The organism is Streptomyces olivoverticillatus, from assembly GCF_014203555.1.
Classification (GTDB): Bacteria; Actinomycetota; Actinomycetes; order Streptomycetales; family Streptomycetaceae; genus Streptomyces; species Streptomyces olivoverticillatus.
In genome coordinates this window covers 482,980-506,717 of the sequence record NZ_JACHJH010000002.1, presented here as the reverse complement: position 1 = coordinate 506,717, position 23,738 = coordinate 482,980, and the positions used below count along the sequence as shown (strand labels likewise).

At 72.9% G+C, this 23,738-nt stretch carries 22 protein-coding genes and 2 tRNA genes; 5 read left to right on the top strand and 19 right to left on the bottom strand.

What is annotated here, in order from left to right:
- Positions 1–147: 147 nt before the first annotated feature.
- Positions 148–414 carry a 30S ribosomal protein S20 gene (gene rpsT / locus FHS39_RS25335; protein WP_184347560.1) on the top strand — a complete coding sequence of 89 codons (267 nt, stop codon included), beginning with the start codon at positions 148–150 and terminating at the stop codon, positions 412–414.
- 225 nt (positions 415–639) lie between these two features.
- Here rpsT and holA read toward each other — a convergent pair whose 3' ends face one another.
- Positions 640–1,626 (bottom strand): DNA polymerase III subunit delta, encoded by a 987-nt coding sequence (gene holA / locus FHS39_RS07535; RefSeq protein ID WP_184347558.1) that lies wholly within the window; start codon positions 1,624–1,626, stop codon positions 640–642.
- A gap of 70 nt (positions 1,627–1,696) precedes the next feature.
- Between holA and FHS39_RS07530 the strand changes: the two genes are divergently transcribed.
- Entirely contained in the window at positions 1,697–1,963 is a 267-nt protein-coding gene (locus tag FHS39_RS07530) for a hypothetical protein (RefSeq protein WP_184347556.1), read from the top strand.
- A 44-nt stretch (positions 1,964–2,007) separates the two neighbouring features.
- Here FHS39_RS07530 and FHS39_RS07525 read toward each other — a convergent pair whose 3' ends face one another.
- The 7 genes from FHS39_RS07525 to FHS39_RS07495 form a co-directional block, all read right to left on the bottom strand.
- The gene (locus FHS39_RS07525; protein WP_343069482.1) at positions 2,008–2,694 is read right to left on the bottom strand and encodes an arylamine N-acetyltransferase family protein; all 687 of its coding nucleotides are present in this window, start codon (positions 2,692–2,694) and stop codon (positions 2,008–2,010) included.
- Positions 2,580–5,447, bottom strand: a complete 2,868-nt coding sequence (locus FHS39_RS07520; RefSeq protein ID WP_425507748.1) for a ComEC/Rec2 family competence protein — start codon at positions 5,445–5,447, stop codon at positions 2,580–2,582. Before FHS39_RS07520 ends, FHS39_RS07525 begins: the two co-directional genes overlap by 115 nt.
- The gene (locus FHS39_RS07515; RefSeq protein ID WP_184348749.1) at positions 5,444–6,109 is read right to left on the bottom strand and encodes a ComEA family DNA-binding protein; all 666 of its coding nucleotides are present in this window, start codon (positions 6,107–6,109) and stop codon (positions 5,444–5,446) included. Before FHS39_RS07515 ends, FHS39_RS07520 begins: the two co-directional genes overlap by 4 nt.
- Before the next feature lie 307 nt (positions 6,110–6,416).
- Entirely contained in the window at positions 6,417–7,262 is an 846-nt protein-coding gene (locus FHS39_RS07510) for a DegV family protein (RefSeq protein ID WP_184347551.1), read from the bottom strand.
- A gap of 60 nt (positions 7,263–7,322) precedes the next feature.
- Positions 7,323–8,114 carry a hypothetical protein gene (locus FHS39_RS07505; protein WP_184347549.1) on the bottom strand — a complete coding sequence of 264 codons (792 nt, stop codon included), beginning with the start codon at positions 8,112–8,114 and terminating at the stop codon, positions 7,323–7,325.
- 167 nt (positions 8,115–8,281) lie between these two features.
- Complete coding sequence (gene leuS, locus FHS39_RS07500) at positions 8,282–11,131, bottom strand: leucine--tRNA ligase (RefSeq protein ID WP_184347547.1); 2,850 nt, start codon at positions 11,129–11,131, stop codon at positions 8,282–8,284.
- 273 nt (positions 11,132–11,404) lie between these two features.
- Positions 11,405–13,372 carry a S53 family peptidase gene (locus tag FHS39_RS07495; protein WP_184347544.1) on the bottom strand — a complete coding sequence of 656 codons (1,968 nt, stop codon included), beginning with the start codon at positions 13,370–13,372 and terminating at the stop codon, positions 11,405–11,407.
- A 307-nt stretch (positions 13,373–13,679) separates the two neighbouring features.
- On the opposite strand from FHS39_RS07495, the gene FHS39_RS07490 reads away from it, so the two are divergent.
- Entirely contained in the window at positions 13,680–14,366 is a 687-nt protein-coding gene (locus FHS39_RS07490; protein ID WP_184347543.1) for a hypothetical protein, read from the top strand.
- Complete coding sequence (locus FHS39_RS07485) at positions 14,363–15,937, top strand: NADH-ubiquinone oxidoreductase-F iron-sulfur binding region domain-containing protein (protein WP_184347541.1); 1,575 nt, start codon at positions 14,363–14,365, stop codon at positions 15,935–15,937. The genes FHS39_RS07490 and FHS39_RS07485 overlap by 4 nt, the downstream gene beginning before the upstream one ends.
- Positions 15,938–15,988: 51 nt before the next feature.
- Here FHS39_RS07485 and FHS39_RS07480 read toward each other — a convergent pair.
- The 9 genes from FHS39_RS07480 to FHS39_RS07440 form a co-directional block, all read right to left on the bottom strand.
- A tRNA-Ala gene (locus tag FHS39_RS07480) sits at positions 15,989–16,061 on the bottom strand.
- Between the two features lie 150 nt (positions 16,062–16,211).
- The gene (locus FHS39_RS07475) at positions 16,212–16,445 is read right to left on the bottom strand and encodes a hypothetical protein (RefSeq protein WP_126914103.1); all 234 of its coding nucleotides are present in this window, start codon (positions 16,443–16,445) and stop codon (positions 16,212–16,214) included.
- Positions 16,446–16,569: 124 nt separating this feature from the next.
- Positions 16,570–16,642, bottom strand: a tRNA-Ala gene (locus tag FHS39_RS07470).
- Positions 16,643–16,755: 113 nt separating this feature from the next.
- Positions 16,756–17,409 (bottom strand): histidine phosphatase family protein, encoded by a 654-nt coding sequence (locus FHS39_RS07465; protein WP_184348747.1) that lies wholly within the window; start codon positions 17,407–17,409, stop codon positions 16,756–16,758.
- Positions 17,406–17,846, bottom strand: a complete 441-nt coding sequence (gene rsfS, locus FHS39_RS07460) for a ribosome silencing factor (protein ID WP_184347539.1) — start codon at positions 17,844–17,846, stop codon at positions 17,406–17,408. The genes FHS39_RS07465 and rsfS overlap by 4 nt, the downstream gene beginning before the upstream one ends.
- Before the next feature lie 113 nt (positions 17,847–17,959).
- Entirely contained in the window at positions 17,960–19,597 is a 1,638-nt protein-coding gene (locus FHS39_RS07455; protein WP_184347530.1) for a LytR C-terminal domain-containing protein, read from the bottom strand.
- A gap of 33 nt (positions 19,598–19,630) precedes the next feature.
- Positions 19,631–20,242 (bottom strand): nicotinate-nucleotide adenylyltransferase, encoded by a 612-nt coding sequence (nadD, locus tag FHS39_RS07450; RefSeq protein ID WP_184347528.1) that lies wholly within the window; start codon positions 20,240–20,242, stop codon positions 19,631–19,633.
- A gap of 56 nt (positions 20,243–20,298) precedes the next feature.
- Positions 20,299–20,460, bottom strand: coding sequence for a hypothetical protein (locus FHS39_RS07445; RefSeq protein ID WP_184347526.1), 162 nt, complete (start codon positions 20,458–20,460; stop codon positions 20,299–20,301).
- Between the two features lie 97 nt (positions 20,461–20,557).
- Positions 20,558–20,746, bottom strand: a complete 189-nt coding sequence (locus tag FHS39_RS07440; RefSeq protein WP_184347524.1) for a hypothetical protein — start codon at positions 20,744–20,746, stop codon at positions 20,558–20,560.
- 91 nt (positions 20,747–20,837) lie between these two features.
- Here FHS39_RS07440 and FHS39_RS07435 point away from each other — a divergent pair, with 91 nt between their 5' ends.
- Positions 20,838–21,926 (top strand): M48 family metallopeptidase, encoded by a 1,089-nt coding sequence (locus FHS39_RS07435; protein ID WP_184347522.1) that lies wholly within the window; start codon positions 20,838–20,840, stop codon positions 21,924–21,926.
- 7 nt (positions 21,927–21,933) lie between these two features.
- On the opposite strand, the gene FHS39_RS07430 is transcribed toward FHS39_RS07435, so the two are convergent.
- Entirely contained in the window at positions 21,934–23,031 is a 1,098-nt protein-coding gene (locus FHS39_RS07430; protein WP_184347519.1) for an SCO2583 family membrane protein, read from the bottom strand.
- 63 nt (positions 23,032–23,094) lie between these two features.
- Positions 23,095–23,718: an SCO2584 family spore wall biosynthesis protein gene (locus FHS39_RS07425; RefSeq protein WP_184347516.1), complete on the bottom strand. Its 624-nt coding sequence runs from the start codon at positions 23,716–23,718 to the stop codon at positions 23,095–23,097.
- Between the last annotated feature and the right edge of the window lie 20 nt (positions 23,719–23,738).

Here is a 23,738-nt window from a genome sequence, read left to right as displayed (position 1 = left end):
ACGACCTCTCCATGGTCCCATGACCGGCGGGTACCGTCTGGTTTGGGACGCCCGAGTGCCTGCTGGTAGCCTGGTCCACTGTGCTTCGTGCGCCCTCTATCGCGCGGAGCACTGATCGAAATCCAACGAACCTGAAAAGGCTCTTTCGTGGCGAACATCAAGTCCCAGATCAAGCGGAACAAGACCAACGAGAAGGCGCGCCTGCGTAACAAGGCCGTCAAGTCCTCGGTCAAGACCGTTGTCCGCGCGGCCCGCGAGGCCATCGCCGGCGGCGACCTCACCAAGGCCACCGCCGCTGTCGCCCTGGCCGGCAAGAAGCTGGACAAGGCCGTCAGCAAGGGCGTCCTGCACAAGAACGCCGCCGCCAACAAGAAGTCGGCGCTGGCCAAGCAGGCTGCTTCCCTCAAGGGCTGAAGCCACTTCGGGGCGTGAGCCCCGATCCTTCGCCGGCACGGACCCAGCGGACCCTCTCTACCGCTCCGGACCGGCACTCCGCCGCACGCGGCCGTTCGCCACGCGGGTGCGGCATGAGCCTTGCGGCTCGACCAGAACGACCTTGCAGGCCCTGCGCCCGCCCTTCCCCAGGGCGGACACGGGGCCTGCGGGCTTTTGGGGCCGCAGGCCCCTGGGGCGCTCAGGTCAGGAGCGGCTGCGGGCCGCTCTGGCCACGGCTACGACCGCCTTCTCCAGGGCGTACTCGGGATCGGCTCCCCCGCCCTTGACGCCGGCATCCGCCTCCGCGACCGCGCGCAGCGCCGCGGCCACCCCGTCCGCCGACCAGCCACGCATCTGCTGGCGGACCCGGTCGATCTTCCACGGCGGCATGCCCAGCTCACGGGCGAGATCGCCGGGGCGGGCGCCGCGGGGCGCCGAGGCCAGCTTGCCGATCGAGCGGACGCCCTGCGCCAGCGCGCTGGTGATCAACACCGGTGCGACCCCCGTGGCCATCGCCCACCGCAGCGCCTCCAGCGCCTCGGCGGCCCGGCCCTCCACGGCCCGGTCGGCCACGGTGAAGCTGGAGGCCTCGGCGCGGCCCGTGTAGTAGCGGGCGACGACCGACTCGTCGATGGTGCCCTCGATGTCGGCGACGAGCTGCGCACACGCGCTCGCCAGCTCCCGGAGATCACTGCCGATCGCATCCACCAGCGCCTGGCACGCCTCCGGCGTCGCGGAACGGCCGGTGGCGCGGAACTCCGCGCGCACGAACGCCAGCCGGTCGGCCGGCTTGGCCATCTTGGGGCAGGCGACCTCCCGGGCCCCCGCCTTGCGCGCCGCGTCCAGCAGCCCCTTGCCCTTCGCCCCGCCCGCGTGCAGCAGCACGAGCGTGATCTCCTCGGCGGGCGCCGCCAGATAGCTCTTGACGTCCTTGACCGTGTCGGCGGACAGGTCCTGGGCGTTGCGGACGATCACCACCTTGCGCTCGGCGAAGAGCGACGGGCTCGTCAGCTCGGCGAGCGTGCCGGGCTGGAGCGCGTCGGAGGTGAGGTCGCGGACGTCGGTGTCGGCATCGGCGGCACGGGCCGCCGCGACCACCTCCTGCACGGCGCGGTCGAGGAGGAGATCCTCCTGCCCCACGGCGAGCGTGACAGGGGCGAGCAAGTCGTCGGTTGCAGTCTTCCTGGGCATCGCAACCAGCATCCCACGCTCCACTGACACCCCCGTGTGCCGCCGTGGGGCCATACCGCACAATGAGCGTGTGAGCAGCGCTTTCCTTTCCTCCGATCCCGTACGGCACTTGCTGGTGCTCCCCGACCGCGACACCGCCGAGGAGGCCGCCGACGAATCCGTCCAGCGCTTCGGCCTCGACGAGGACCCCCCGGTCGTGCGCGACGCCCTCTCCGGTGAGGACGACGCCGAGGACGCCCAGTGGCTGGTCGTCCTGGAGGACCCGGACGGCGAGCTGGACGTCGCCGCGCTGCGCGAACTGGCCGAGGAGTACGACGGCTGGGTCGAGGCCGGCTAGTCGCGCCCCGGGCGGGCGGCGGCGAGAGCCGGCAGGCGTATGGATCAGGTCGGCATGATCGTGTCGGTCACGGGCATGCGGGGCACCTCCGGGACCCGGTCCAGGCCGACCCCGAAGTGCTTCCGATAGGCGGGCAGCACCTCCTCCTCGCTCAGCATCCACTCCTGCCGTCCGCCGGCGTCCGTCGTGACGAGCGTCCGGTTGCTGATCGTCACCCGCCCGCCCTCGGTGAGGCGCGAACAGAGCAGCGCCTGGGTGAAGGGCGACCTGGGCGAGGTGCGGTGGTACCAGCAGGCGCCCTCGAAGTCGGCCAGCTCCCGCGGGCGCTGGTCCAGGCGGTACTGCACCGCGCCGTCCTTGAGGACGTCCAGGTCGCCCTCCTCGGTCTCCACGAGCCGGAACACCCCTTCGGGGTCGCTCTGGTCGTCGCGCCCGTCCAGGTGCAGCGGGTAGTGGCTGTTGCGGCCGAAGCCGACGTCGACGAGCCAGGCCTCCGCCTCGCCGGCCGCCCCGTCCGTCTCCACCCGCAGCGCCAAGTGGTCGAACGGAATCCCGAACCTCCCCTCCGGCCCCATCACCCGCCCCGCCAGCAGCCGCACCCGGAATCCGAGCGCGGTCAGCAGCTGGGCGAAGGCGCCGTTGAGTTCGAAGCAGAATCCGCCGCGCTCGCGCTGCACGACCTTGTCGACCAGCGCCCCGCCGTCGAGCACGATCTCCTCTCCGAGGTGTATCGACAGATTCTCGAACGGCACGGCCAGCAGATGCCGGAACTGCAGCTCGCGCAGTGCCTGGGCATCGGGACGGGCGGGGCGCGTGGTGTTGATGCGGCTGAGGTAGGCGTCGATGACGGTTGAGTCCATGGCTCATTTATGCCGCATCCGAGGTGGTCCCGGCATCGGGCCGCAGTCCTACGTCCTCCCCCGCCCGCGCCCTTGCTCCGCGCCCGGCGCCGGTGCCTTCGGGTGCGCCGGTGACCGGCCGCGAGGGCGGTGACGGCCGTGCCGTCGCCGGTCACCGCGAGGCTGCCGCCGGTGTCGGTGCGCAGCACCACCGCTCCCTGCGCCCGCAGCGCCGCCACCGTCCGGGCGGCCGGGTGCCCGTAGGGGTTGCCGACGCCCACGCTGATGAGCGCCAGCCGGGGGTGGAGGGCGCGCAGCAGCCGTGCGTCCTGGTGGGCGGAGCCGTGGTGGGCGACCTTGAGGACGTCCACCGGCGGCAGGTCGGGGTGCGCTTCCGACAGCGCCTGCTGGGCGGGTGGTTCGAGGTCGCCGAGCAGGAGCAGGGTCAGGCCCCCGGTCCGTACGAGGAGCGTGACGCTGGCGTCGTTGGGGCCGTCCTCGGCCGCGACGGACGTCCCCGCGGGCGGCGGCCACAGCACCTCCCAGGACAACTCCCCCAGATGCCGCCGCTCCCCCGGCACCGCCTCGACCACCGGCACCCGCGCCCGCTCCGCCTCGCGGCGCACGAAGGCGGCCTGGCCCGGGGGCTGGGCATACGGGGTCGTCTCGATCGCCCCGACCGCCCGGCCGCGCAGCACGCCGGGCAGGCCGTCGACGTGATCGGCGTGATAGTGCGTCAGGACGAGGAGCGGCACGGTCTCCACGCCCAGCTCGCGCAAACAGTGGTCGACGGCCCGCGGCTCCGGGCCCGCGTCCACGACCAGTGCGGTGCCGCTGCCCGGGCTCGCGGCCAGGACCAGGGCGTCCCCCTGTCCGACGTCGCACGCCGCCATCCTCCAACCGGGCGGCGGCCAGCCGGTGACGATGCGGGTGAGCGGGGCCGGGCGGACGACGGCGAGCAGGAGGAGCAGCGCGCACGCCCCGCACATCCAGGGGTGGTGCAGCAGCCGGCGGGCGGCGAGGGCGGCGGCCGCCACGGCCAGGGCCAGCAGCAGCCCGCCCTGCCAGCTGCCGGGCCAGCCGAGCTCCGCTCCCGGCAGCTCCGCGCCGGTGCGGGCGACGGTGGCCGTCCAGGAGGCGGGCCACCCGGCCAGCCAGGCGAAGCACCGGGCGAGGGGCGCGGCGACGGGGGCGGTGGCAAGGGCGGCGAAACCCAGCACGGTGGCCGGGGCGACCGCGGGCTCGGCAAGCAGGTTGCAGGGGATGGCGACGAGGCTGACCCTGGCGGCCAGCACGACGATGACGGGCGCGCACACGGCCTGCGCGGCACCGGCCGCCGCGAGCGCCTCGGCGACTCTCGGCGCAAGGCCGCGCCGCCGCAACGCCTCGCTCCAGCGCGGGGCGAGCGTGAGGAGGGCCCCGGTGGCCAGGACGGAGAGCAGGAAGCCATAGCTGCGGGCCAGCCACGGGTCGTAGAGCACCAGCAGCAGGACGGCCGCCGCGAGCGCGGGCAGCAGGCTGCGGCGGCGCCCCGAGCCGATGGCCAGGAGGGTGACCAGGCCGCAGGCGGCGGCCCGCAGCACGCTCGGCTCCGGCCTGCAGACGACCACGAACGCGATGGCCAGTGCGCCGCCGAGCAGGGCCGTCAGCCGCAGCGGCACACCGAGCCGCCCGGCCAGCCCGCGGCGCTCGGCGCGCGCGGCGAGGTGGGGCGGGCCGATGAGGAGCACGAGCAGAACGGTCAGATTGCCGCCGGAGACGGCGAGGAGGTGGGTCAGGTCCGTGGCCCGGAAGGCTTCGTCGAGGTCGGGCGGCACCCGGGAGGTATCACCGGCGACCAGCCCCGGCAGCAGCGCGCGGGCGTCGGGGGCGAGCCCTTCCGAGGCGTCCCGCAGCCCCGCGCGCAGCCGGGCGGCGGCCCGCTGCACCGCGGAGGGCGGGGCGGTGATCCGTGGCGGCCCGTGGCCGTCGACGCGGAGGACGGCTGCGAAGCGGTCGCCGTCGCGGGAGGGCGGGGCGAGCCTTCCGCCGGCCCTGAGCCGGGTGGAGGGCAGCAGCTCCGACCAGGACGGAGGGGCGATCAGCAGGACGGGCGTACGGACCGCGGTCACGGCGTGCGGTGCCACGACTTCGACGGCTTCGGCTTCCACCACCACGGCCGGGCTGGTGCGGGCCGAGCCACGGACGTGGGGCCGGGCGGGCCGTGGGTCTGCGGTGACCGTCACTTCAAGGGTGGCCTGGCCGTATCTGCGGGCCAGCTCCGGCAGTGGCCCGCGCCGCGTGTCGGCCGCGGCGAAGGCGGCGGCCGCCGCCCCGGCGACGGCGCACAGCAGCACGGCCGCGACTGCCACGAGGGCACCTGCGCGGGCGGAGGCTCCGGCTGCCCCGGATGTCTCCGGCCGTCCGCGCCGGGCTCGCCGGGCGAGCACGATCAGCAGGCCGGCCGCGAGCAGGGCTGCGCCACAGGCGGCGGCCACCGTGCCGCCGTCCGCCGTCAGCGCGAGCGCCGCCGCACCCCATGCGCCGAGCGCCGGGAACACCAACCGCAGGTCGGATGCGCCCTCTTGAGACCGTCCCGGACCTGACGTGCCCTCTTGACGCTGCCGCGGACCTCGGGCGGCCGCGCCCTCGGCGGTCCGGGTCATGGCTGGACCAAGGGCTTGAGGTCGGTGAACCGGCGGGCGCCGATGCCGTTGACGTCGCGGAGTTCGGAGACGGAGCGGAAACCGCCGTGCTGGGTGCGGTAGTCAAGGATGTGCTGGGCGAGCACCGGGCCGACGCCGGGGAGGGAGTCCAGCTGGTCGAGCGTCGCGGAGTTGAGGCTGACCGGCCCGGCCGCCCCCGCCGCGCCGGGCCCGCCACCGGCGCCCGTACTCGCGGGGGCACCTACGACGCCCCCAGGCGCAGCGCCGACCAGGATCTGCTCCCCGTCCACGAGGACCCGTGCCCGGTTGAGCCCGGTCGTGTCCACCCCCGGCCGCGGCCCGCCCGCCGCCTCCAGCGCGTCGGCGACCCGCGAGCCTTGCGGCAGGCGCCGGACCCCCGGCTGCCGCACCTTGCCCGCCACGTCCACCACGACCACGGCGCCCGGCCCGCCCCGCGCCCCCGAGGGAATGACGCTCGGCGCCCCCGACCGCACCGGCGCCCGTGACACCGCGGCCACCGGTGTCTCGCGGCTCGGCGCCCGGACCGCCTGCGGCCTCCCGGCCCAGAAGTGGTACGCGGCCAGCACCCCGGCGGCGACCAGGACGACCGCCAGCGCGGCAAGCGTCCGCACCTCGATGCCGCACCGCAGCTGCACCCACATCGGCAGCCGCTCCCGCACCGCGGCGGCCCGCCGGCTCACCCGCCCGCGCGCCACGCCCACCGATCCACAAGCCGCCCCGCCCACCGACCCCTCGGGCACCCGGGCGCGCTCGCGCAGCAGAGTGTCGAAGTCCGCCGCAGCGGTGACCGTGCGCTCCCAACCCGTCACGTGAACCGTCATGGCACGAGACCGTAGAGGCGTTCGGCGCACCGCGCTGGGGCGGCTTGAATTCGGTGGATAACCCGGCAGTTGTGGATATCTTCGCCACCCGTGAGGGTGAGCGACCATGGCGGCGCAGGGACATGCGCTACCGGTGCGACACCACCACGCCCAGCAGCCCCGGCCCGGTGTGCGCCCCGATGACCGCGCCGACCTCGCTCACGTGGAGCTCCGCCAGCCCCGGCACCCTCTCCCGCAGCCGGTCGGCGAGCACCTCGGCCCGGTCGGGCGCGGCCAGGTGGTGGACGGCGATGTCGACGGGGGCGGCACCGGCCCGTTCGACCGCGATCTCCTCCAGGCGGGCGATCGCCTTCGAGGCCGTACGCACCTTCTCGCGCAGCTCGATGCGGCCGCCTTCCAGCTGTAGCAGCGGCTTGACGGCGAGTGCCGAGCCCAGCAGGGCCTGGGCGGCTCCGATGCGGCCGCCGCGGCGAAGATAGTCGAGGGTGTCGACGTAGAAGTAGGCGGCCGTGCCCTGCGCGCGCTTCTCGGCCGCGGACACCACCTCGTCCGGCGTGCCGCCGGCCTCGGCCGTCTCGGCGGCGGCCAGGGCGCAGAAGCCGAGGGCCATGGCCACCATGCCCGAATCCACGACCCGCACCGGCACTTCCGCCTCGCGGGCCGCGAGCACGGCCGCGTCGTACGTGCCGGAGAACTCCGCGGAGAGGTGGAGGGAGACGATCGCCTGCGCACCGGCCTCGGCGGCCGCGCGGTAGGCGGCGGCGAAGACCTCGGGGCCGGGCCGGGAGGTGGTCACCGGCCTGCGTTTGCGGAGGGCCTGGGCGACGGACCGGGCCGAGATCTCGGTGCCTTCCTCAAGCGCCTCGTCGCCCAGGACGACCGTCAGCGGGACGGCGGTGATGCTGTGCCGCTCCATCGCCTGCTGTGGCAGGTAGGCCGTGGAATCGGTGATGATCGCGACATGGCGGGACATGCCCCGGAGGTTACCCGCCGGGCCGGGTCGACGGCAGTGCGACCCTTGGCCGCATGATCGTCAGGAGGTGCTTTCCGGCCGCCGGGCCTTCTGCCATGCGTACCCGGCCTGCTGCCAGACATTCCGCCCGCTGATCGCGGGCCGCTCGGCCGCCTCCGGCTCGTCCCCGGCCGACGCGCGCGGAGCCTCCGCCGCACGAGCCCCACCGGAAGCACCCGACGAACCCGCACCAGCCGCACCAGCCGCACCAGCCCCACCGGAAGCACCCGACGAACCCGCACCAGCCGCACCAGCCCCCTCAGGCTCCTCCGTCGCCCAATGCCGCAGCGCGCCCGCCTCCATCTCGATCTGCTCGCTCAGCACCGCCAGATCGTCCTCGGCGAAGCGCCGCTGCCGGTCCTGGGCGGCCCAGCGCAGCGAGTCCGCGGAGTGCCGGACGCGCTCGGTGCGCTCCCTGAGCTCCGGCAGGCACGCGGCGACACGGCCCTTGTCGGGCTCGTCCTCCAGCTTCCTGAGGTCCTCGTCGAGCTCGCGCCCGTGCGCGCTGAGCCGCTCGAAGAGGGCCAGGGACTCCGACAGCGACGGGTCCTCCGGCAGACCGGCCCGCAGCGCCTCCTGCGTGGCCCGCATGGAGGTGCGCAGCGACAGGCGCAGCTGGGCGACCTCGCCGCCCGCACCCGGCTGGGTGTACTGCTTGGCCTTGAGCCGGGTGTCCTCGACCGTCCGGCGCGCCTGGGTGACCGTGCGGTCCACGCCGCGCTTGACGGCCCGCACCGCCCTGACCGTGGCGATCACCGCGAACGCGACGAGAATCGCGAAGATCACGGCAATGATCGCGGCCGCGGCTTCCATGGGCGCTCCTCACGGGTTTTCTGCATCGGGGCAGGACCCGGCCGCTCCGCCCGTCGGGAGGAGTACGGCCGCACCACTCCACCGTAAACGCCACGGGCAGGCCGGGGGTTCCGGAAGAACCCCCAACCTGCCCGTAGGGAGAAACCCTCAGTGAGGGCTTCCGGCCATTACGCCGGAACGATGTTGACCAGCTTCGGCGCCCGCACGATCACCTTGCGGATGCCCGCGCCGTCCAGGGCGGCGACGACCGCCGGGTCGGCCAGCGCGGTCCTCTCCAGCTCCTCCTCGGAGATCGAGGGGGGCACCTCCAGGCGCGCCTTGACCTTGCCCTTGATCTGGACGACGCAGGTCACGGACTCGTCGACCAGGTAGGCGGGGTCGGCGACGGGGAAGCCGGCGTGGACGACCGAGGTCTCGTGGCCCAGCTTGCGCCACAGCTCCTCGGCGATGTGCGGGGCCAGCGCGGCGATCAGCAGCACCATCCGCTCGGCGACGGAGCGCGGCACCTCGCTCAGCTTGGTCACGAAGTTGTTCAGCTCGGTGACCTTGGCGATGGCGGTGTTGAAGCGCAGGTTCGCCATGTCCTGGCCGACGCCGTCGATCGCCTTGTGCAGGGCACGCAGCGTGGCCTCGTCGGGCTCGGCGTCGACGACCGTGACCTCGCCGGTGTTCTCGTCCACCACGTTGCGCCACAGGCGCTGCAGCAGGCGGTACTGGCCGACGACGGCGCGGGTGTCCCAGGGGCGGGAGACGTCCAGGGGGCCCATCGCCATCTCGTACAGGCGCAGCGTGTCCGCGCCGTACTCAGAGCAGATCTCGTCGGGCGTGACGGCGTTCTTCAGGGACTTGCCCATCTTGCCGAGCAGCCGGCTGACCTTCTCGCCGTTGTAGTAGTAGGCGCCGTCGCGCTCCTCCACCTCGGCGGCGGGCACCGCGATGCCGCGCGCGTCGCGGTAGACGTACGCCTGGATCATGCCCTGGTTGTAGAGCTTGTGGAACGGCTCGGCCGAGGAGACGTGGCCCAGGTCGAAGAGGACCTTGGACCAGAAGCGGGCGTACAGCAGGTGCAGCACGGCGTGCTCGGCGCCGCCGACGTACAGGTCGACGCCGCCGTGCGGCATGCCCTCGCGCGGGCCCATCCAGTACTGCTCGGCTTCGGCGGAGACCAGGTGCTCGTCGTTGTGCGGGTCCAGGTAACGCAGCTCGTACCAGCAGGAACCGGCCCAGTTGGGCATGGTGTTGGTCTCGCGGCGGTAGCGCTTGACGCCGTCGCCGAGGTCCAGCTCGACGTTGACCCAGTCCTCGTTGCGCGAGAGCGGGGTCTCGGGGGAGGTGTCGGCGTCGTCCGGCTCGAAGGTGCGCGGCGAGTAGTCCTCGACCTCGGGCAGCTCCAGGGGGAGCATCGACTCGGGCAGCGCGTGGGCGACGCCGTCCTCGTCGTAGACGATCGGGAAGGGCTCGCCCCAGTAGCGCTGGCGGCTGAACAGCCAGTCGCGCAGGCGGAAGTTGACGGTGCCCTCGCCGATGCCGCGCTCGGTCAGGTGGGCGATGACGGTGCGCTTGGCCTCGTCGACCGGCATGCCGTTGAGGTCGATCTCGTCACCGGCGGAGTTGATCGCCGGGCCCTGGCCGGTGAAGGCCTCGCCCTCCCAGCCCTCCGGGGGCTGCACGGTGCGGACGATCGGCAGCTCGAAGGCGGAGGCGAACTCCCAGTCGCGCTCGTCCTGGCCGGGGACGGCCATGATCGCGCCGGTGCCGTAGCCCATCAGGACGTAGTCGCCGACGAAGACGGGGACGTCCTGGCCGGTCAGGGGGTTGCGGGCGTGGGCGCCGGTGAAGACGCCGGTCTTGTCCTTGCCCTCGGTCTGGCGCTCGACGTCGGTCTTGGACTGCGCCTGCTTGCGGTACGCGGCGACGGCCTCGGCCGGGGTCTTCGCACCGCCGGTCCAGACGTCCTTGGTGCCCTCGGGCCACGCGGCGGGCACGATGGAGTCGATCAGGTCGTGCTCGGGGGCCAGCACCATGTAGGTGGCGCCGAAGAGGGTGTCGGGGCGGGTGGTGAAGACGGTGATCTTCGCCTGGCTGCCGTCGGAGACCTCGAAGTCGACGCGGGCGCCCTCGCTGCGGCCGATCCAGTTGCGCTGCTGGAGCTTGATGGCCTCGGGCCAGTCCAGCGCGTCCAGGTCGTCGATCAGGCGGTCCGCGTAGGCGGTGATCCGCATGTTCCACTGGCGCAGCTTGGACTTGAAGACGGGGAAGTTGCCGCGCTCGGAGCGGCCGTCGGAGGTGACCTCCTCGTTGGCCAGGACGGTGCCCAGGCCGGGGCACCAGTTGACCGGCGCGTCGGAGGCGTAGGCCAGGCGGTGGCCGCTCAGGACGTCGGCGCGCTCGGCGGCGCTCAGCTCGCTCCACGCGCGGCCCCCGGGCACCTCGCGCTCGCCGCTCTCGAAGCGGGCCACGAGCTCACTGATCGGGCGGGCCTTCTTCGCCTCCTCGTCGTACCAGGAGTTGAAGATCTGCAGGAAGATCCACTGGGTCCACTTGTAGTACTCGGGCTCGATCGTGGCGAACGACCGGCGCTTGTCGTGGCCCAGGCCCAGCCGGCGCAGCTGGAGCTTCATGTTGTCGATGTTGGCCTCGGTGGACACCCGGGGGTGGGTGCCGGTCTGCACCGCGTACTGCTCGGCGGGCAGGCCGAAGGCGTCGAAGCCGAGGGTGTGCAGGACGTTGTGGCCCGTCATGCGGTGGTAGCGCGCGTAGACGTCGGTGGCGATGTAGCCGAGCGGGTGGCCGACGTGCAGGCCCGCACCCGAGGGGTACGGGAACATGTCCATGATGAACTTCTTGGGGCGGGCGACGATCTCGGGGTCGCCCGCGAGCTCCCCGGCGGGGTTGGGTGCCTCGTAGGTGCCGTTCGCGTCCCAGAAGTCCTGCCAGCGCGCCTCGATGTCGGCGGCCAGCGCGGCCGTGTACCGGTGCGGGGCGGCCACCTCGGCGGCGTTGGGGGTATCGCTCATCGTCCTCAAAGCTCCATCGATCGTCGTCTCTGCCTGCGGCTGCGAATTTTCGGACCGCGGTCCTGCCGGGAAATGAAAAAGCCCCTCGCACAGGAGGGGACGCCGCGCCGATGCCGACCGGAGGTCACCGGTCGGTGCTGATCAGCGCGGCTCGCTAAGCAGGAGGCGTACGGCACGCATGGGGTCAGGTTACCGCAGCGGCCGAAGGGCCCGCACTCGCGGTGCGGGCCCCGTTACGCCCTTACGCCTCGGTCCGTGCCCGGTGGGCACGCGTCAGCGGCGGTGACCCGGGATGTAGGAGGTCACGTAGTTGTCGGCCGGGGTGCCGACGCCGGTGACGTTGTCGTAGCCGACCGTCGCGGAGAGCGAGCTGTCGCCGCCCAGGCTGCGCAGCGAGGTGAGCAGGCCGCCCTTGGCGTCCGCGCTGTTGGCGTAGTCCACGCGGACGACGGCGATGCCCTGACCCTTGCCGAGCGGGTGGTCGGTGACGTCGTGGTAGGCGGCGGTGCCGTAGCGGTCGTAGATGCCGGGGTTGGCGAAGCCGATCGGCACGCCGTGGCGGGCCTGCTGGGCCAGGGCCTGGACGCCGGCGATCACGGGCGCGGCGAGCGAGGTGCCGCCGATGCGGTACTCGTCGTACTTGACGGTGCCGTCGGGGAAGGTCTGCGTCTGGCCGACCAGGAAGCCGGTGCTGGAGTCGGCGACGGCCGCGATGTCCGGTCCGACGCGCATCGGCTTGGCGGTGCCGTTCACCTTCGACAGCGCGTCCGGGACGACGCCGCGCTGGTAGAAGGGCTGCTCGTACATGGTGCTGGTGCCGCCGCCGGCGCCGCCGGTGAAGGTGCCGGGGAAGCCGTCCCAGCTCTGGCCGTCCTTGGACAGGGCCGCCTTGTGGGTGCCCCAGCCGGTCTCCCACAGGTACTTCTCGCCCTTGCCGACGGCGAGCGAGGTGCCGCCGACGGAGGTGACCCACGGGGAGTTGGCGGGGGTGTCGACCTGCTTCACACCGTGCTTGGAGACGTTGTCGCCGTCGTCGCCGGAGGAGAAGTAGAAGCCGATGCCCTCGACCGCACCCTGCTGGAAGAGCTGGTCGTAGGCGGCGGCCACGTCCGGGGTCTCGTTCTTCTCGACGTCGCCCCAGGAGTTGGAGACGATGTCGGCGAGCCGGCCGTCGACGATCTTGTGCAGGGAGTCGATCAGGTCGTCGTCCTGGCAGGAGCTGCCGCCGACGTAGACGATGTCGGACTCGGGGGCGACGGCGTGCACGGCCTCGATGTCGAGGGTCTCCTCGCCGTACCAGCCGGCCGCGTCACACTCCTTGGGGTCGGTGTGCGTCCAGGTGGAGGGCAGCACCTGGGAGAACTGGCCCTTGCGGTAGGCCTTGTCGCCGTTGCGCTTGGCGTACTCGGCGGCGTCCTTGGCGATGGTCGGCGAGGCGTACGCGTCGGTGATCGCGACGGTGACGCCCTTGCCGGTGAAGTTCTTCGCCCCGTAGACGGCGCGCAGCTGCTTGCCGGTGTAGCCCTTGATGGCGTACGGGGCGTGGCCGCCGTAGGCCGAGGGGAGGCTGGTGTTCACCTTCGAGCCGTAGTACGTGGAGAACGGCCCGGCGTTGCGGAAGCCGGTGCTGGGACCGGGCAGGGTGTCCTGGTGGCGGGTGAGCCGCGGGGCGTCGTTGAGGCCGACGACCGTCAGGACGGCGCCGTCGAGGTCGGCCGGGACGGAGGCCGTCTTCGCAGGCGCGTGGTAGGTCTTGCCGTCCTTGACGAAGTTGTGGAGCTCGGTGCCGAACGCCTTCTTCACCGCTGCCGCGTCACCGGCCACCGTCAGGTAGTGGTCGCTGGAGCCGGTCACCTTGAGGCCGGAGGACTTCAGCCAGGCGGTGACCTTGGCTATCTGGCCCTTGGTCGCGCCGAAGCGCTCCTTCGCCTGCTTGGCCGTCAAGTACTTGCCGTACGACTTCGACTTCGGGTCCGAGACGGCCCGCGCGTAGTCGGCCAGGCCCTTGGCGTCGCGGCCGGCGAGGTAGACCCGGGCGGTGACGTTGTTCGAGGCGGGCGTGGCGCCGCGGTCGGCATTGGCCGTCGCCCAGACGGGCTTGGTACCCACCAGGGACTGCCGGTCGTGCGGACCGGAGTCGGCGTGGGCTGCGGGCACGCCGAGCGCGAGCGCTCCGGCGACGAGGGGCAGTGCGGCTGCGAGCGACAGTCCGGCACGTGCTCTGGGACGGCTTGATCTCATGGAACCCCCTGTTGATGCGCGAGTGACGCGAAGGGCACGACTGGTCGACGTCACTCTCGCGGCGAACTGTTTATCCATGGGACATGCGTTCGCCAAGAAGAGATCAAGGAAGAGCCATGGGAGGGCAATCAAACCCATCTGGAGAGTGGTTTGTTGAAAATGAGTCGGCAAACAGGGCGCGTCGTCAGCCTCCACGGCCGACCGAACGACCGCCGAACGAACAGACGTTAGCAGCGCCAAGGCAACGCAACCCGGGCTTACCGGAAGCGGACCACAGACATCCGAACGCTGCCTAGCGTGCCGGGACATGGACCGCATGGACCTCCCCCGCTTCCTCGACCACACCGGTGGCGTGCTCGCCCTGGTCTCGCTCACCGCGGCCGTCGTCTGGGGGCTCATCGCCACCGACCGGCTGGTCCTCTCCCCGCGCGCACGGCTGCTCGCCCAGGGCGTGCACCGGGCGACGGCCGTCTGCGCGCTCGGCTTCCTCCTCGCCCACATCGGCGTCAAGGTCGCCGAGGCGCACACCACAACCACCGCCGCCCTGCTGCCCTTCGCCTCCGGCATCACCGGCCGGGACGGGCTCGTGGGGCTGGGCACCGTCGCGGCCTACCTGCTGGTGCTCGCCGCCGCCACCGGCGCCCTGCGCAGCGCCTTCGCCGCCCGCGGCCGCGCCCGCCGCTGGCGCTTCCTGCACGGCTGCGCCTACGCCGCCTGGTGCGCCGCCATCCTGCACGGCCTCAACGCGGGCCGCGCCCCGGCCGGTTGGGTGACCGCAAGCTATGCCCTGTGCCTGACCGCCGTCGCCGGCGCACTCGTCCTACGGGTCGCACGCGCCCGCCGCCGCCCACCGCACGGCCGCGCCCGCCCCCACGACGCCGCCCGGACCGGCCCCGCCCACGCGGCCCGCCGCGACGCCCCTGCCGCCCCGCCCCGGCCCGCCGCCCTCGACGGCCGCCTCTCCGCCCACGGCGCTCCGGACCGCACCCGATGAGCGGCCCCCTGCCCGAGCCGTACGCGGCCGCCACCCCACCGCTCGCAGCCGCGGGCCGCGAGCTGCCCGAACTGCCCGCCGTCCGCATCCTCGGACTGCCCCGCCTCACCGCAGGCTTCGATGAGGCCGAACGGCTGGACCGCAGGACGCACCTGGCCGTGCACGGCTCGCCGCCCGCACTCACCGAGGCGCAGCTGACGGAACTGGCCGAAGCGGTCGCCCTGCGCGGCCGCGGCGGCGCGGGCTTCCCCTTCGCACGGAAGCTGCAGGCGGTGGGAAGCGCGGCCCGGCGGCAGGGAGCGACTCCCGCCGTGGTGGTCAACGGGTGCGAGGGCGAACCGGCCTGCCGCAAGGACGCGATTCTGCTCGGCCGCGCCCCGCACCTCGTCCTGGACGGCGCACTGCTGGCCGCCTCGGCGCTCGGCGCCCGCACACTGGTGATCGGCGTGACCCGGGCCGCGGCCGAGACCTCCGTACGCGAGGCGCTGGCCGAGCGCGGGCTCGCCGACCGGCGCGGGCGGCCACTGCGCGCCCGGGTCGTGCGCCTGCCCGAGCGCATGGTCTCCGGCGAGGCCTCCGCCCTGCTGCGCGCCGCGGACGGCGGGCCCGCGCTGCCCCCGGGCCGCCGTGCGCGCGCCTCCGAAGCGGGCCTGGGCGGCGCCCCGACACTGCTGTCCAACGCCGAGACCTACGCCCAACTCGCCCTCGCCGCACGCCTGGGCGCCCCCCGCTACGCCACCACCGGCACCCCGGCCGAGCCCGGCACCCTGCTGCTGACCGTCTCCGGCGCGGTGCCCCAGCCGTGCGTGGTGGAGACGCCGAGCGGTGTGGCGCTGCCCTATGTGCTCGGGGTGTGCGGAGCGCGCCCCGCGCTGCAGGGGGTGCTGGTCGGCGGCTACCACGGCGGCTGGCTGGACGGGGCGACGGCGTCGGGGGCGGCGCTCTCCCGCGAGGCGCTCGCGGCCTGCGGCGCGGACCTGGGCGCGGGCGCCGTGCTGCCGCTGCCGGCGGACACCTGCCCGCTGGGCGAGACCGTGCGGGTGGCGCACTGGCTGGCCGCCGAGTCGGCCGGGCAGTGCGGCCCGTGCAGGCTCGGCCTGCCCGCGCTGGCGGGGGCACTGGCCGATGCGGCCGCGGGCGGCGGGCAGGGCGCCCTGGAGGCCGTACGGGCGGCCGCGGGGGCCGTACGGGGCCGAGGGGCGTGCGGACATCCGGACGGGGCGGCACGCTTCGTACTGAGCGCCCTGACGGCCTTCACGGACGATCTGGCCGCCCACGTGCTGGGCGGCGGCTGCGGGCGTGGGACGGCCGGGGTGCTGCCGCTGCCCTCGCCGCCCGGAGCGGCGTCGCGCGGTGCAGGCCCGGAGCGGCTGGCGGTGGACTGGACGCTGTGCGAGGGGCACGGGCTCTGCGCGGGGCTGCTGCCGGAGCTCGTACGGCTCGGCCCGGACGGCTATCCGTCGCTCGCGGACGCGGGCGTGCCCCCGCACTTGCGCGGGCGTGCACAACGGGCCGTGCGCCGATGCCCGGCGCTGGCGCTGCGCCTCGACCGGTCCGGCCGCAAGGGCTAGCCGGAAAACAACGAGCGGGCCGTCCATTCGGACGGCCCGCTCGTTTCACTGTGGAGCTAAGGAGAATTGAACTCCTGACCTCCTGCATGCCATGCAGGCGCTCTACCAACTGAGCTATAGCCCCTTGTTCTGTTTTCCGCCCGGTTTTCCTTGCGGTCTCCCTGGCGACACGGATTACATTACACGGACCTCCCCCCCATCTGCCAAATCAGCCACCCACCCAAGAACTATGTCCGATTTGGGAGGATTTGAGGGGTGGGGCTCGGACTGAGGCTCAGGCCGTGACGAAGGAGTAGAACCGCTTCAAGGCGCAGTGCTCGTCGAGCAGACGGCCGTAGATCGGCTCACCCTCCAGCTCGCGGTAGGTCTCGATGGGGTCGCCTTTTATGATCAGCGCCCGCGCGCACTCCACACACCAGTACTGGTAGGCGGAGTTGAGCGGTTCCATGTCGCGGACGATCGGCGTCCCGCTGCCGCACCAGTCGCACTTCCGGCTGTGAGCACCCATGGGTCAGCTCGTTCCCTCCCCTTCGGTCCTGTCCGGCCCCGGACGTCCGATTCTGCCACGGGACCCCACGGGAACAGCAACGATCCCGCCCCCCTGTACCAGGGAGACGGGATCGTCCGTGCTGTGGAGCTAAGGAGAATTGAACTCCTGACCTCCTGCATGCCATGCAGGCGCTCTACCAACTGAGCTATAGCCCCGCTGTTCTCGGATCTTCCGGAGGTTTTCCCCCGCGTTCCCCGCGAACAAGAAGAACTTTAGCCTGTGACCTGCCCGGATGTGAAATCGGGCCGCCGGGCCACCCGGCACCGCCTCAGTCGTCGTCGCCGAGGACCGGCTCGGGGAGCGTCCCCGCGTTGTGCTCCAGCAGCCGCCAGCCGCGCGCGCCCTCGCCCAGCACGGACCAGCAGCAGTTGGTGAGGCCGCCCAGCGCCTCCCAGGAATGCGGCTCCAGGTCCAGCAGCCGGCCGATGGTGGTGCGGATGGTGCCACCGTGGCTGACCACCACCAGGGTGCCGCCGTCCGGCAGCTTCTCGGCGTTGGCCAGGACCACCGGAGCCGCCCGGTCGGCGACCTCGGTCTCCAGCTCGCCGCCGCCGCGCCGCACGGGCTCGCCGCGCTTCCACGCCGCGTACTGGTCGCCGAAGCGCTCGGCGATCTCGTCGTGGGTCAGGCCCTGCCACTGGCCCGCGTACGTCTCGCGCAGCTCGGGGTGGCTGGTGACGGGCAGGCCGGTCACCGAGGCCAGCTCGGCAGCCGTGGCCCGGGCCCGCTGCAGGTCGGAGGAGACGATCACGTGCGGCCGCAGCGCAGCCAGCAGCCGTGCGGACCGGCGCGCCTGGGCGACGCCGGTGCCGGTCAGCTCGATGTCCGTGGTGCCCTGGAAGCGGCGCTCCACGTTCCAGGAGGTCTGGCCGTGCCGCCACAGGACGATCCGGCGGCCCCGCCCGCCGGTGCGGCCGTTCAGCTCAGCTCTCCGTCCAGATCACCGTCCGCGGCCTGGGCCCGGGCGTGCTCCTCGGACTTGCCGCGGGTGGCGACGGCGTCCTCGGGCAGGGCGATCTCCGGGCAGTCCTTCCACAGCCGCTCCAGGGCGTAGAAGACGCGCTCCTCGCTGTGCTGCACGTGCACGACGATGTCGACGTAGTCCAGCAGCACCCAGCGGGCGTCGCGGTCGCCCTCGCGGCGCACGGGCTTGGCGCCGAGCTCCTTGAGCAGCCGCTCCTCGATCTCGTCGACGATCGACTTGACCTGGCGGTCGTTGGGGGCCGACGCCAGCAGGAAGGCGTCGGTGATGGAGAGCACGTCACTGACGTCGTAGGCGATGACATCGTGCGCGAGCTTGTCGGCGGCTGCCTGGGCGGCGGCCTGGATGAGCTCGATGGAGCGGTCCGTGGCGGTCACAAGCCATGCTTTCGGTAAAGAGGGTCAGTACGCCTCAAGGGTCTCACGACCCGCCGCCGTCCCTCCTGGTGTTTACCGCCCGCCCGGAACGCCCCGCGCCGACGCCCCGCCCGTCAGCCCTTGTAGTCCTTGCCCAGGACCACGGAGATGTCCCCGGTGCCCGCGCTCGCGGCCTTCTTCACCGCACCCACGGGCAGCCCCAGCGTCCGGGCCACCTCCTGGGCCTGTGCCGCCCGGCTGTCGTCCGCGTACGTCACCGACGACGTCGCCTCCGCCGCGGTGGCGGTGCCGCCGTCGACGTAGGTGTAGCCGCCGTTGACCACCGCGACCTGCGCCGCTCCGGCCGCGCTCTTGCCGCCTGTGGCGTTCTTCACGCTCACCCGGGGCGGGGCGTTCTTGTCGGTGTTCTTCACCGTGCCGCCCAGGACGTCCTTGACCACTCCGGCGGTCGCCTTGTCGCCGAGCGTCCCGTCCGGCTGCACCGGCAGGACGTCCGTCTCGTACGAGCCGTCCTTGGCCCGCGCGGCGAGCTGGGACAGGGAGGCGCCGAGCTCCTTGACGGAGAGCGAGGGGTCGGGGATCTGGGCGAGCGACTCCACCGTGGTGGCGGCGGAGGCCGGGTCGGTGGAGATCTTCTTCAGCACCGCCTGCATGACCTGGCCGAACCGGGCCAGCTGCTTGTTCTGGTCCTCGCCCGTCGCCCGGTACGTGGCGTAGGCGACGGCCGCCTGTCCGGACAGGGTCTGCCCCTGGCCCTGGGTCACCCGCGGCCGGTCGCCGGACTGCGCGCCGGGGACGGTGGCGTCGGTGTCGACGACGATGCCGCCCACCAGCTCCACCAGGTTCTCCAGGTAGGGGGTGTCCAGCCGCCAGCTGCCCTTGATGTCGGCGCCCAGCAGGGTGTTCAGCGAGTCGCGGGTGGCGCTGGTGCCCGCGTCCTGCACCGACTTGCCGAGCGTGGTGGCGCCGCCGCCCTCCTTGGAGACCGCCAGCGAGTTCGGCAGCAGGACGGTGGTGCCCTTCTTTGTCGTCTCGTTGTCGACCAGCAGGGCCGTGGAGCTGCCGCCGCCCTGGGTCTCGCGCAGGTGCACGACGATGACGTCCCGCTTCTGCGCGCCCCCGGCCGCCGCCGCGCTCTTCTTCCCCCCGTCGCCCGAGAGCAGGAACCAGCCGATGCCGCCGCCGACCGCCAGGACCAGCACCACGGCGAGGGCCACGACGCGGTTGCGGCCCTTGCGCTTGCGTTCGTCGCGGCGCTCGGTGCGGCTCTCGCTGAACTTCAGCCAGTCGATGACGTCCTCGGAGTCCTCGTCCGGCTCTTCGATGAAGGAGAACTGCTCGGTGCGGTACTCGGGCGCACCCGCGGACGGAGCGCCGTCCGGGGCGGTCCGCGGTTCGGGGATCAGTTCCTGCGGGGCGGCCTGCGGGGCGCCCTGAGGAGCGGCCTCCGGGGACGCCTGAGCGGGGATCCACTCCTGCTGCTGCACCGGCTGCTGCTGAGGCTGTGCCTGGTGGGCGTGGCCCTGATCGTGGCCCTGGCCGTGGCCGTGCCCGTAGTCGTACGGGTCGTAGCCGTAGCCCTGCTGCTGCGGCTGCCCGGCGTCCGGCTGCGCAAGAGGACGGCCGTACTCGTCGTACGCCCGCTCCGGCGCATCCGGCCGGTACACCGGCTGCCCGTAGGCGTCGTAGCCGTACACCTGCGGTTGGCGCGCGTAAGGGTCGTACGCGTACGGGTCCTGTCGGTCGTTCACCAGTGCCCCTCAAGCCGTGCCCATCGAGCCGGATCAGCCGTCGTGACGGTACAGCTTGCGCTTGTCGATGTAGCGCACCACACCGTCGGGCACCAGGTACCAGACGGGCTCCCCCTGGGCGACGCGCGTGCGGCAGTCGGAGGAGGAGATCGCCAGGGCCGGGACCTCGACGAAGGAGACCCGGTCCTCCGGCAGCCCCGGGTTGGCCAGTATGTGGCCGGGCCGGGTCACGCCGATGAAGTGGGCGAGCGAGAAGAGCTCCTCGGTGTCCCGCCAGGTGAGGATCTGAGCCAGCGCGTCGGCGCCGGTGATGAAGAACAGGTCCGCGTCACCGTTGAGCGAGCGCAGGTCACGCAGCGTGTCGGTGGTGTACGTGGGCCCGCCGCGGTCGATGTCGATCCGGCTGACCGAGAACTGCGGGTTGGAGGCGGTGGCGATCACCGTCATCAGATAGCGGTCCTCGGCCGGGGACACCTGCTTGTGGCTCTTCTGCCACGGCTGCCCGGTCGGCACGAACACCACCTCGTCGAGGTGGAACTGCGAGGCCACCTCGCTCGCGGCGACCAAGTGGCCGTGGTGGATCGGGTCGAAGGTCCCGCCCATCACACCGAGCCGCCGCTTCACGGGCCCTGTCTGCTCTCCCATGCGTGCAGACCCTACTGGGCGCGGCCGCGGGCCGGCCCCCCAGGGATGCCGCGGGCTCAGCGGTCGCGGTTGAAGCGGGTGGTGACCCAGAGCAGGAGCAGCAGGATGACGAGGGCCGCGCCACCGGTCATGAAGGGGCTGATGCTCTTGTGGGCGTCCACGTGCTCGCCCTCGGAGGCGAGGGAGACCAGGGCGCTGTGGGCAGAGGCGAGAATCACGTCGGCAGGACCTATCCGGGAGGGATCGGGTATCGGTTGGAGACTTCTGCCACATCGTATGCGGGGCCCGGCGAGCCGCTCACCCCGACTCCGCGGGTCAGTCCTTGTTGCGGTACCCGCGCAGCAGGAACCAGGCCATGAAGGCGACGCCCACGATGCCGACGAGCAGCACCGTGCGCAGCACCGGGCCGGGCCCCGTGTCCTCCTTGGAGACGGCGAGCACGTGGGTGACGGCGGGGTGTGCGGCGAGGCCGCTGACGGCGGTGAAACCATTGATGTCGGGCATGTCTCCACGGTAGCCATGTCCGTGGCACGCCCTAGGCTGGGGTGCGTCAAAGCCGGGGGACGGGCCGTATTCCAGCCCTGAGGGGGTCTCGATGAGTGATACCGACACCGACGGTCACGAGCACGTGCCGAGCCGGGAGCGCAGGCGCTTCCCGGGCGTCTCCTCCCGTGCGTACGAGCATCCGGCGGACCGCTCGGCCCTGGTGGCGCTGCGCAAGCTGAGCGGGTTCGACACGGTCTTCAAGGCGCTGAGCGGCCTGCTGCCCGAGCGCAGCCTGCGGCTGCTGTTCCTCTCGGATTCGGTGCGGGTGAGCGAGCAGCAGTTCCCGCACCTGCACACGATGCTGCTGGACGCCTGCTCCGTGCTGGACCTGCCGAAGGTCCCGCAGATGTTCGTCAAGCAGGATCCGCAGCCCAACGCCATGTGCATCGGCCTGGACGAGCCGATCATCGTGCTGTCCACCGGGCTGGTGGAGCTGCTGGACGAGGAGGAGATGCGTGCGGTCGTGGGCCACGAGGTGGGCCACGCGCTGTCCGGGCACGCCGTCTACCGGACGATATTGCTCTTCCTGACCAACGTGGCGCTCAAGGTGGCCTGGATTCCGCTGGGCAGCATTGCGGTGGGGGCCCTCGTGACGGCGCTGCGCGAGTGGTTCCGCAAGTCGGAGCTGTCGGCCGACCGGGCCGGGCTGCTGGCGGGCCAGGACCTGCAGGCGTCCCTGCGGGGCCTGATGAAGCTGGCGGGCGGCAATCACCTGCACGAGATGAACGTGGACGCCTTCCTCGCCCAGGCCGAGGAGTACGAGAAGGCCGGCGATCTGCGCGACTCGGTGCTGAAGATCATGAACATGCTGCCGCGCAGCCACCCGTTCGCCGCGGTGCGGGCGGCGGAGCTCAAGAAGTGGTCGGAGAGCCGGGACTACCAGCGGCTCATGGACGGGCACTACCCCAGGCGCACGGAGGACAAGGACGCGTCGGTCTCGGACTCCTTCCGCGAGTCGGCGAACCACTACGCGGAGTCGGTGCGCTCCAGCAAGGACCCGCTGATGGGCCTGGTGCGGGACATCGCGGGCGGCGCGAACGACCTGGGCGGGCGGCTGCGGGACACCTTCACCGGGCGCGGGGGCGCGCCGAAGGAGGGTCCGAAGGAGGGCCCGCAGGACGGCTCTCCGAAGCCTTAGGAGGCCGTCATCGGTGCGGCGGGCTCGGCTCGGCGCCGGGGGCCAGGGTGCCGCACAGGGCTGCCGTGGGGGCGGCCGTGGCGTACGGGTCGGTGCCGGCCGGGCCGCTGCCGGAGGCCGTCTGGCCGGCCAGCAGGGGCCTGAGGTAGCCGGAGGCGTCCGCGGAGCAGGACTCGGGACCGGCCTGCAGGGAGCTCTGCAGCACCTGTACGTGGTGTTCCTGCAGGTCGTCCCGGTCGAAGCGGAAGCGCATCGTGCGCCGGACGGTGAACAGAGAAGACTGGTCGGACTGGGCCGTCCGGGTGTCGCCCGCCTTCACCGGGTGCAGGGCGTAGACGAAGATGTGGTCGGAGAGGACCTCGAGCGCGGCCGGGGACACCTCGGAGACCGAGAAGGTGCCCTGGGTGCGGATGGGGGCGCCCTCGGTCAGGGCCGCCTGGGCGGCGTCGAAGCGGATCAGCCAGCCGGTGGCGGCGTGCCGCCCGTCGCCGGCGGGGTGGTCGAAGCTGCTGTCGAACTGGCCGAGTTGGGCGGGGGCGAGCAGCAGGCGCACGCCGCGCGGGCTGCCGCCGGCCAGTGCGGCCGGGTCGAGCGCCGACTTGACCGTGTACTCCTTGGCGGTGGCCAGGGCGGCCATGACCAGGCTCTCGGAGAAGTTCTGGGTGCGCCGGGCGGCGGGCAGGTTGACGCCCTCGGCGCCGTCGCGGAACTGGGCCGCCGGGCTGTGGCCGAAGAGATCCTGGGGGGTGCCGCCGGGCACGGGGTCGCGGGGGGCGAGCGGGACCAGCGCGATGCGCAGGGCCTCGGCCGTGGGGGGCCTCGGGTCCTTGTAGGGGTGCCGCAGGCCCATGTAGACGGCGGTGCCGAAGGCCAGGGCGATCAGGATCACCAGCAGCAGGACCTGGCGGGAGGCGCTGACCCGGGCCCAGGCGTGCCGGGTGCGGACGGCGGGGGCGTGGTCGTCCATCCGCTCGCGGGCGGAGAACTCCTGGAGGCGGGCAGCGCGGACGAACGATTCGTCGAACACGACGGACCGGTATTCCTCGTCGCCGCCTCCCTGGCCGCCCTCGGGCGTGCCCTCGGGTGGGTCTCCAGACCCGTTCATATATCAAGAGTAGGTCGACCGGGGCTTCGGTAAACGCCGTGGTACGCGACAACTTCCGGCAAGTCAGCGGGCCGGCGGCGCGGCGGAGGCCACGGGAGGCTCGGAGTCGGCGGAGACCGAGGGCAGCGGGGCCTGCCGGCCGTCCACGCCGGTGGTGGCGGGCGGCGGGGCGGGGCTCTGGACCTTGCCGGAGGAGGCGCCTCGGTAGACGGCGGCGAAGGCGAGGGCGACCACCCCGAGGCCCATGACGACGGCGAGGATCCAGGCGACCGGGCGGTGCCAGCGGGCGTGACCCCGGTAGGGGCCGCGGGTGGAGCCGTAGCGCCCGTACGGGCCATAGGCGTCGTCCGGGTCGAGGTCGCGGGCGAGGGCGCGCAGCTCGTCCAGCGGGCCCGGGCGGGCGCCGGCCAGGCCGCCGGCGCCCCACGCGTCGTCGAACAGGTCGTCGTCGGCGGGGGCGCCCACGGGGCGGGCGCGCGCGGCATCGGCCTCGGCGCGCGCCCGGTCGGCGGCGAGCATCCGCTCGGCCGCGGAGGGTTCGTGGAAGGCGGCCGCCCGCACGAACTCCTCGTCGAAGACCACGGCGGCGAAGGGCCCCTCCCCGGCTGGGCCCGTCCCGTCCCCGTAGTGGCTGCTGCTGGGCTCCTCGCCGTCCGGGAACGGCTTGCCCCCCACGTCGTCCGGCACCCGTCCAGCGTAGACCCGAA

Bases quoted from the DNA above. Each gene is read 5' to 3' on its own strand.
- FHS39_RS07440 (WP_184347524.1), bottom strand. From the start codon at position 20,746: ATGCCCGACATCAATGGTTTCACCGCCGTCAGCGGCCTCGCCGCACAC.
- FHS39_RS07430 (WP_184347519.1), bottom strand. From the start codon at position 23,031: ATGAACGGGTCTGGAGACCCACCCGAGGGCACGCCCGAGGGCGGCCAG.
- FHS39_RS07510 (WP_184347551.1), bottom strand. From the start codon at position 7,262: ATGTCCCGCCATGTCGCGATCATCACCGATTCCACGGCCTACCTGCCA.
- FHS39_RS07495 (WP_184347544.1), bottom strand. From the start codon at position 13,372: ATGAGATCAAGCCGTCCCAGAGCACGTGCCGGACTGTCGCTCGCAGCC.
- nadD (WP_184347528.1), bottom strand. From the start codon at position 20,242: ATGGGAGAGCAGACAGGGCCCGTGAAGCGGCGGCTCGGTGTGATGGGC.
- FHS39_RS07505 (WP_184347549.1), bottom strand. From the start codon at position 8,114: ATGGAAGCCGCGGCCGCGATCATTGCCGTGATCTTCGCGATTCTCGTC.
- holA (WP_184347558.1), bottom strand. From the start codon at position 1,626: ATGCCCAGGAAGACTGCAACCGACGACTTGCTCGCCCCTGTCACGCTC.
- leuS (WP_184347547.1), bottom strand. From the start codon at position 11,131: ATGAGCGATACCCCCAACGCCGCCGAGGTGGCCGCCCCGCACCGGTAC.
- FHS39_RS07435 (WP_184347522.1), top strand. From the start codon at position 20,838: ATGAGTGATACCGACACCGACGGTCACGAGCACGTGCCGAGCCGGGAG.
- FHS39_RS07485 (WP_184347541.1), top strand. From the start codon at position 14,363: ATGAGCGGCCCCCTGCCCGAGCCGTACGCGGCCGCCACCCCACCGCTC.
- FHS39_RS07475 (WP_126914103.1), bottom strand. From the start codon at position 16,445: ATGGGTGCTCACAGCCGGAAGTGCGACTGGTGCGGCAGCGGGACGCCG.
- FHS39_RS07520 (WP_425507748.1), bottom strand. From the start codon at position 5,447: ATGACCCGGACCGCCGAGGGCGCGGCCGCCCGAGGTCCGCGGCAGCGT.
- FHS39_RS07490 (WP_184347543.1), top strand. From the start codon at position 13,680: ATGGACCGCATGGACCTCCCCCGCTTCCTCGACCACACCGGTGGCGTG.
- FHS39_RS07515 (WP_184348749.1), bottom strand. From the start codon at position 6,109: ATGTGGGTGCAGCTGCGGTGCGGCATCGAGGTGCGGACGCTTGCCGCG.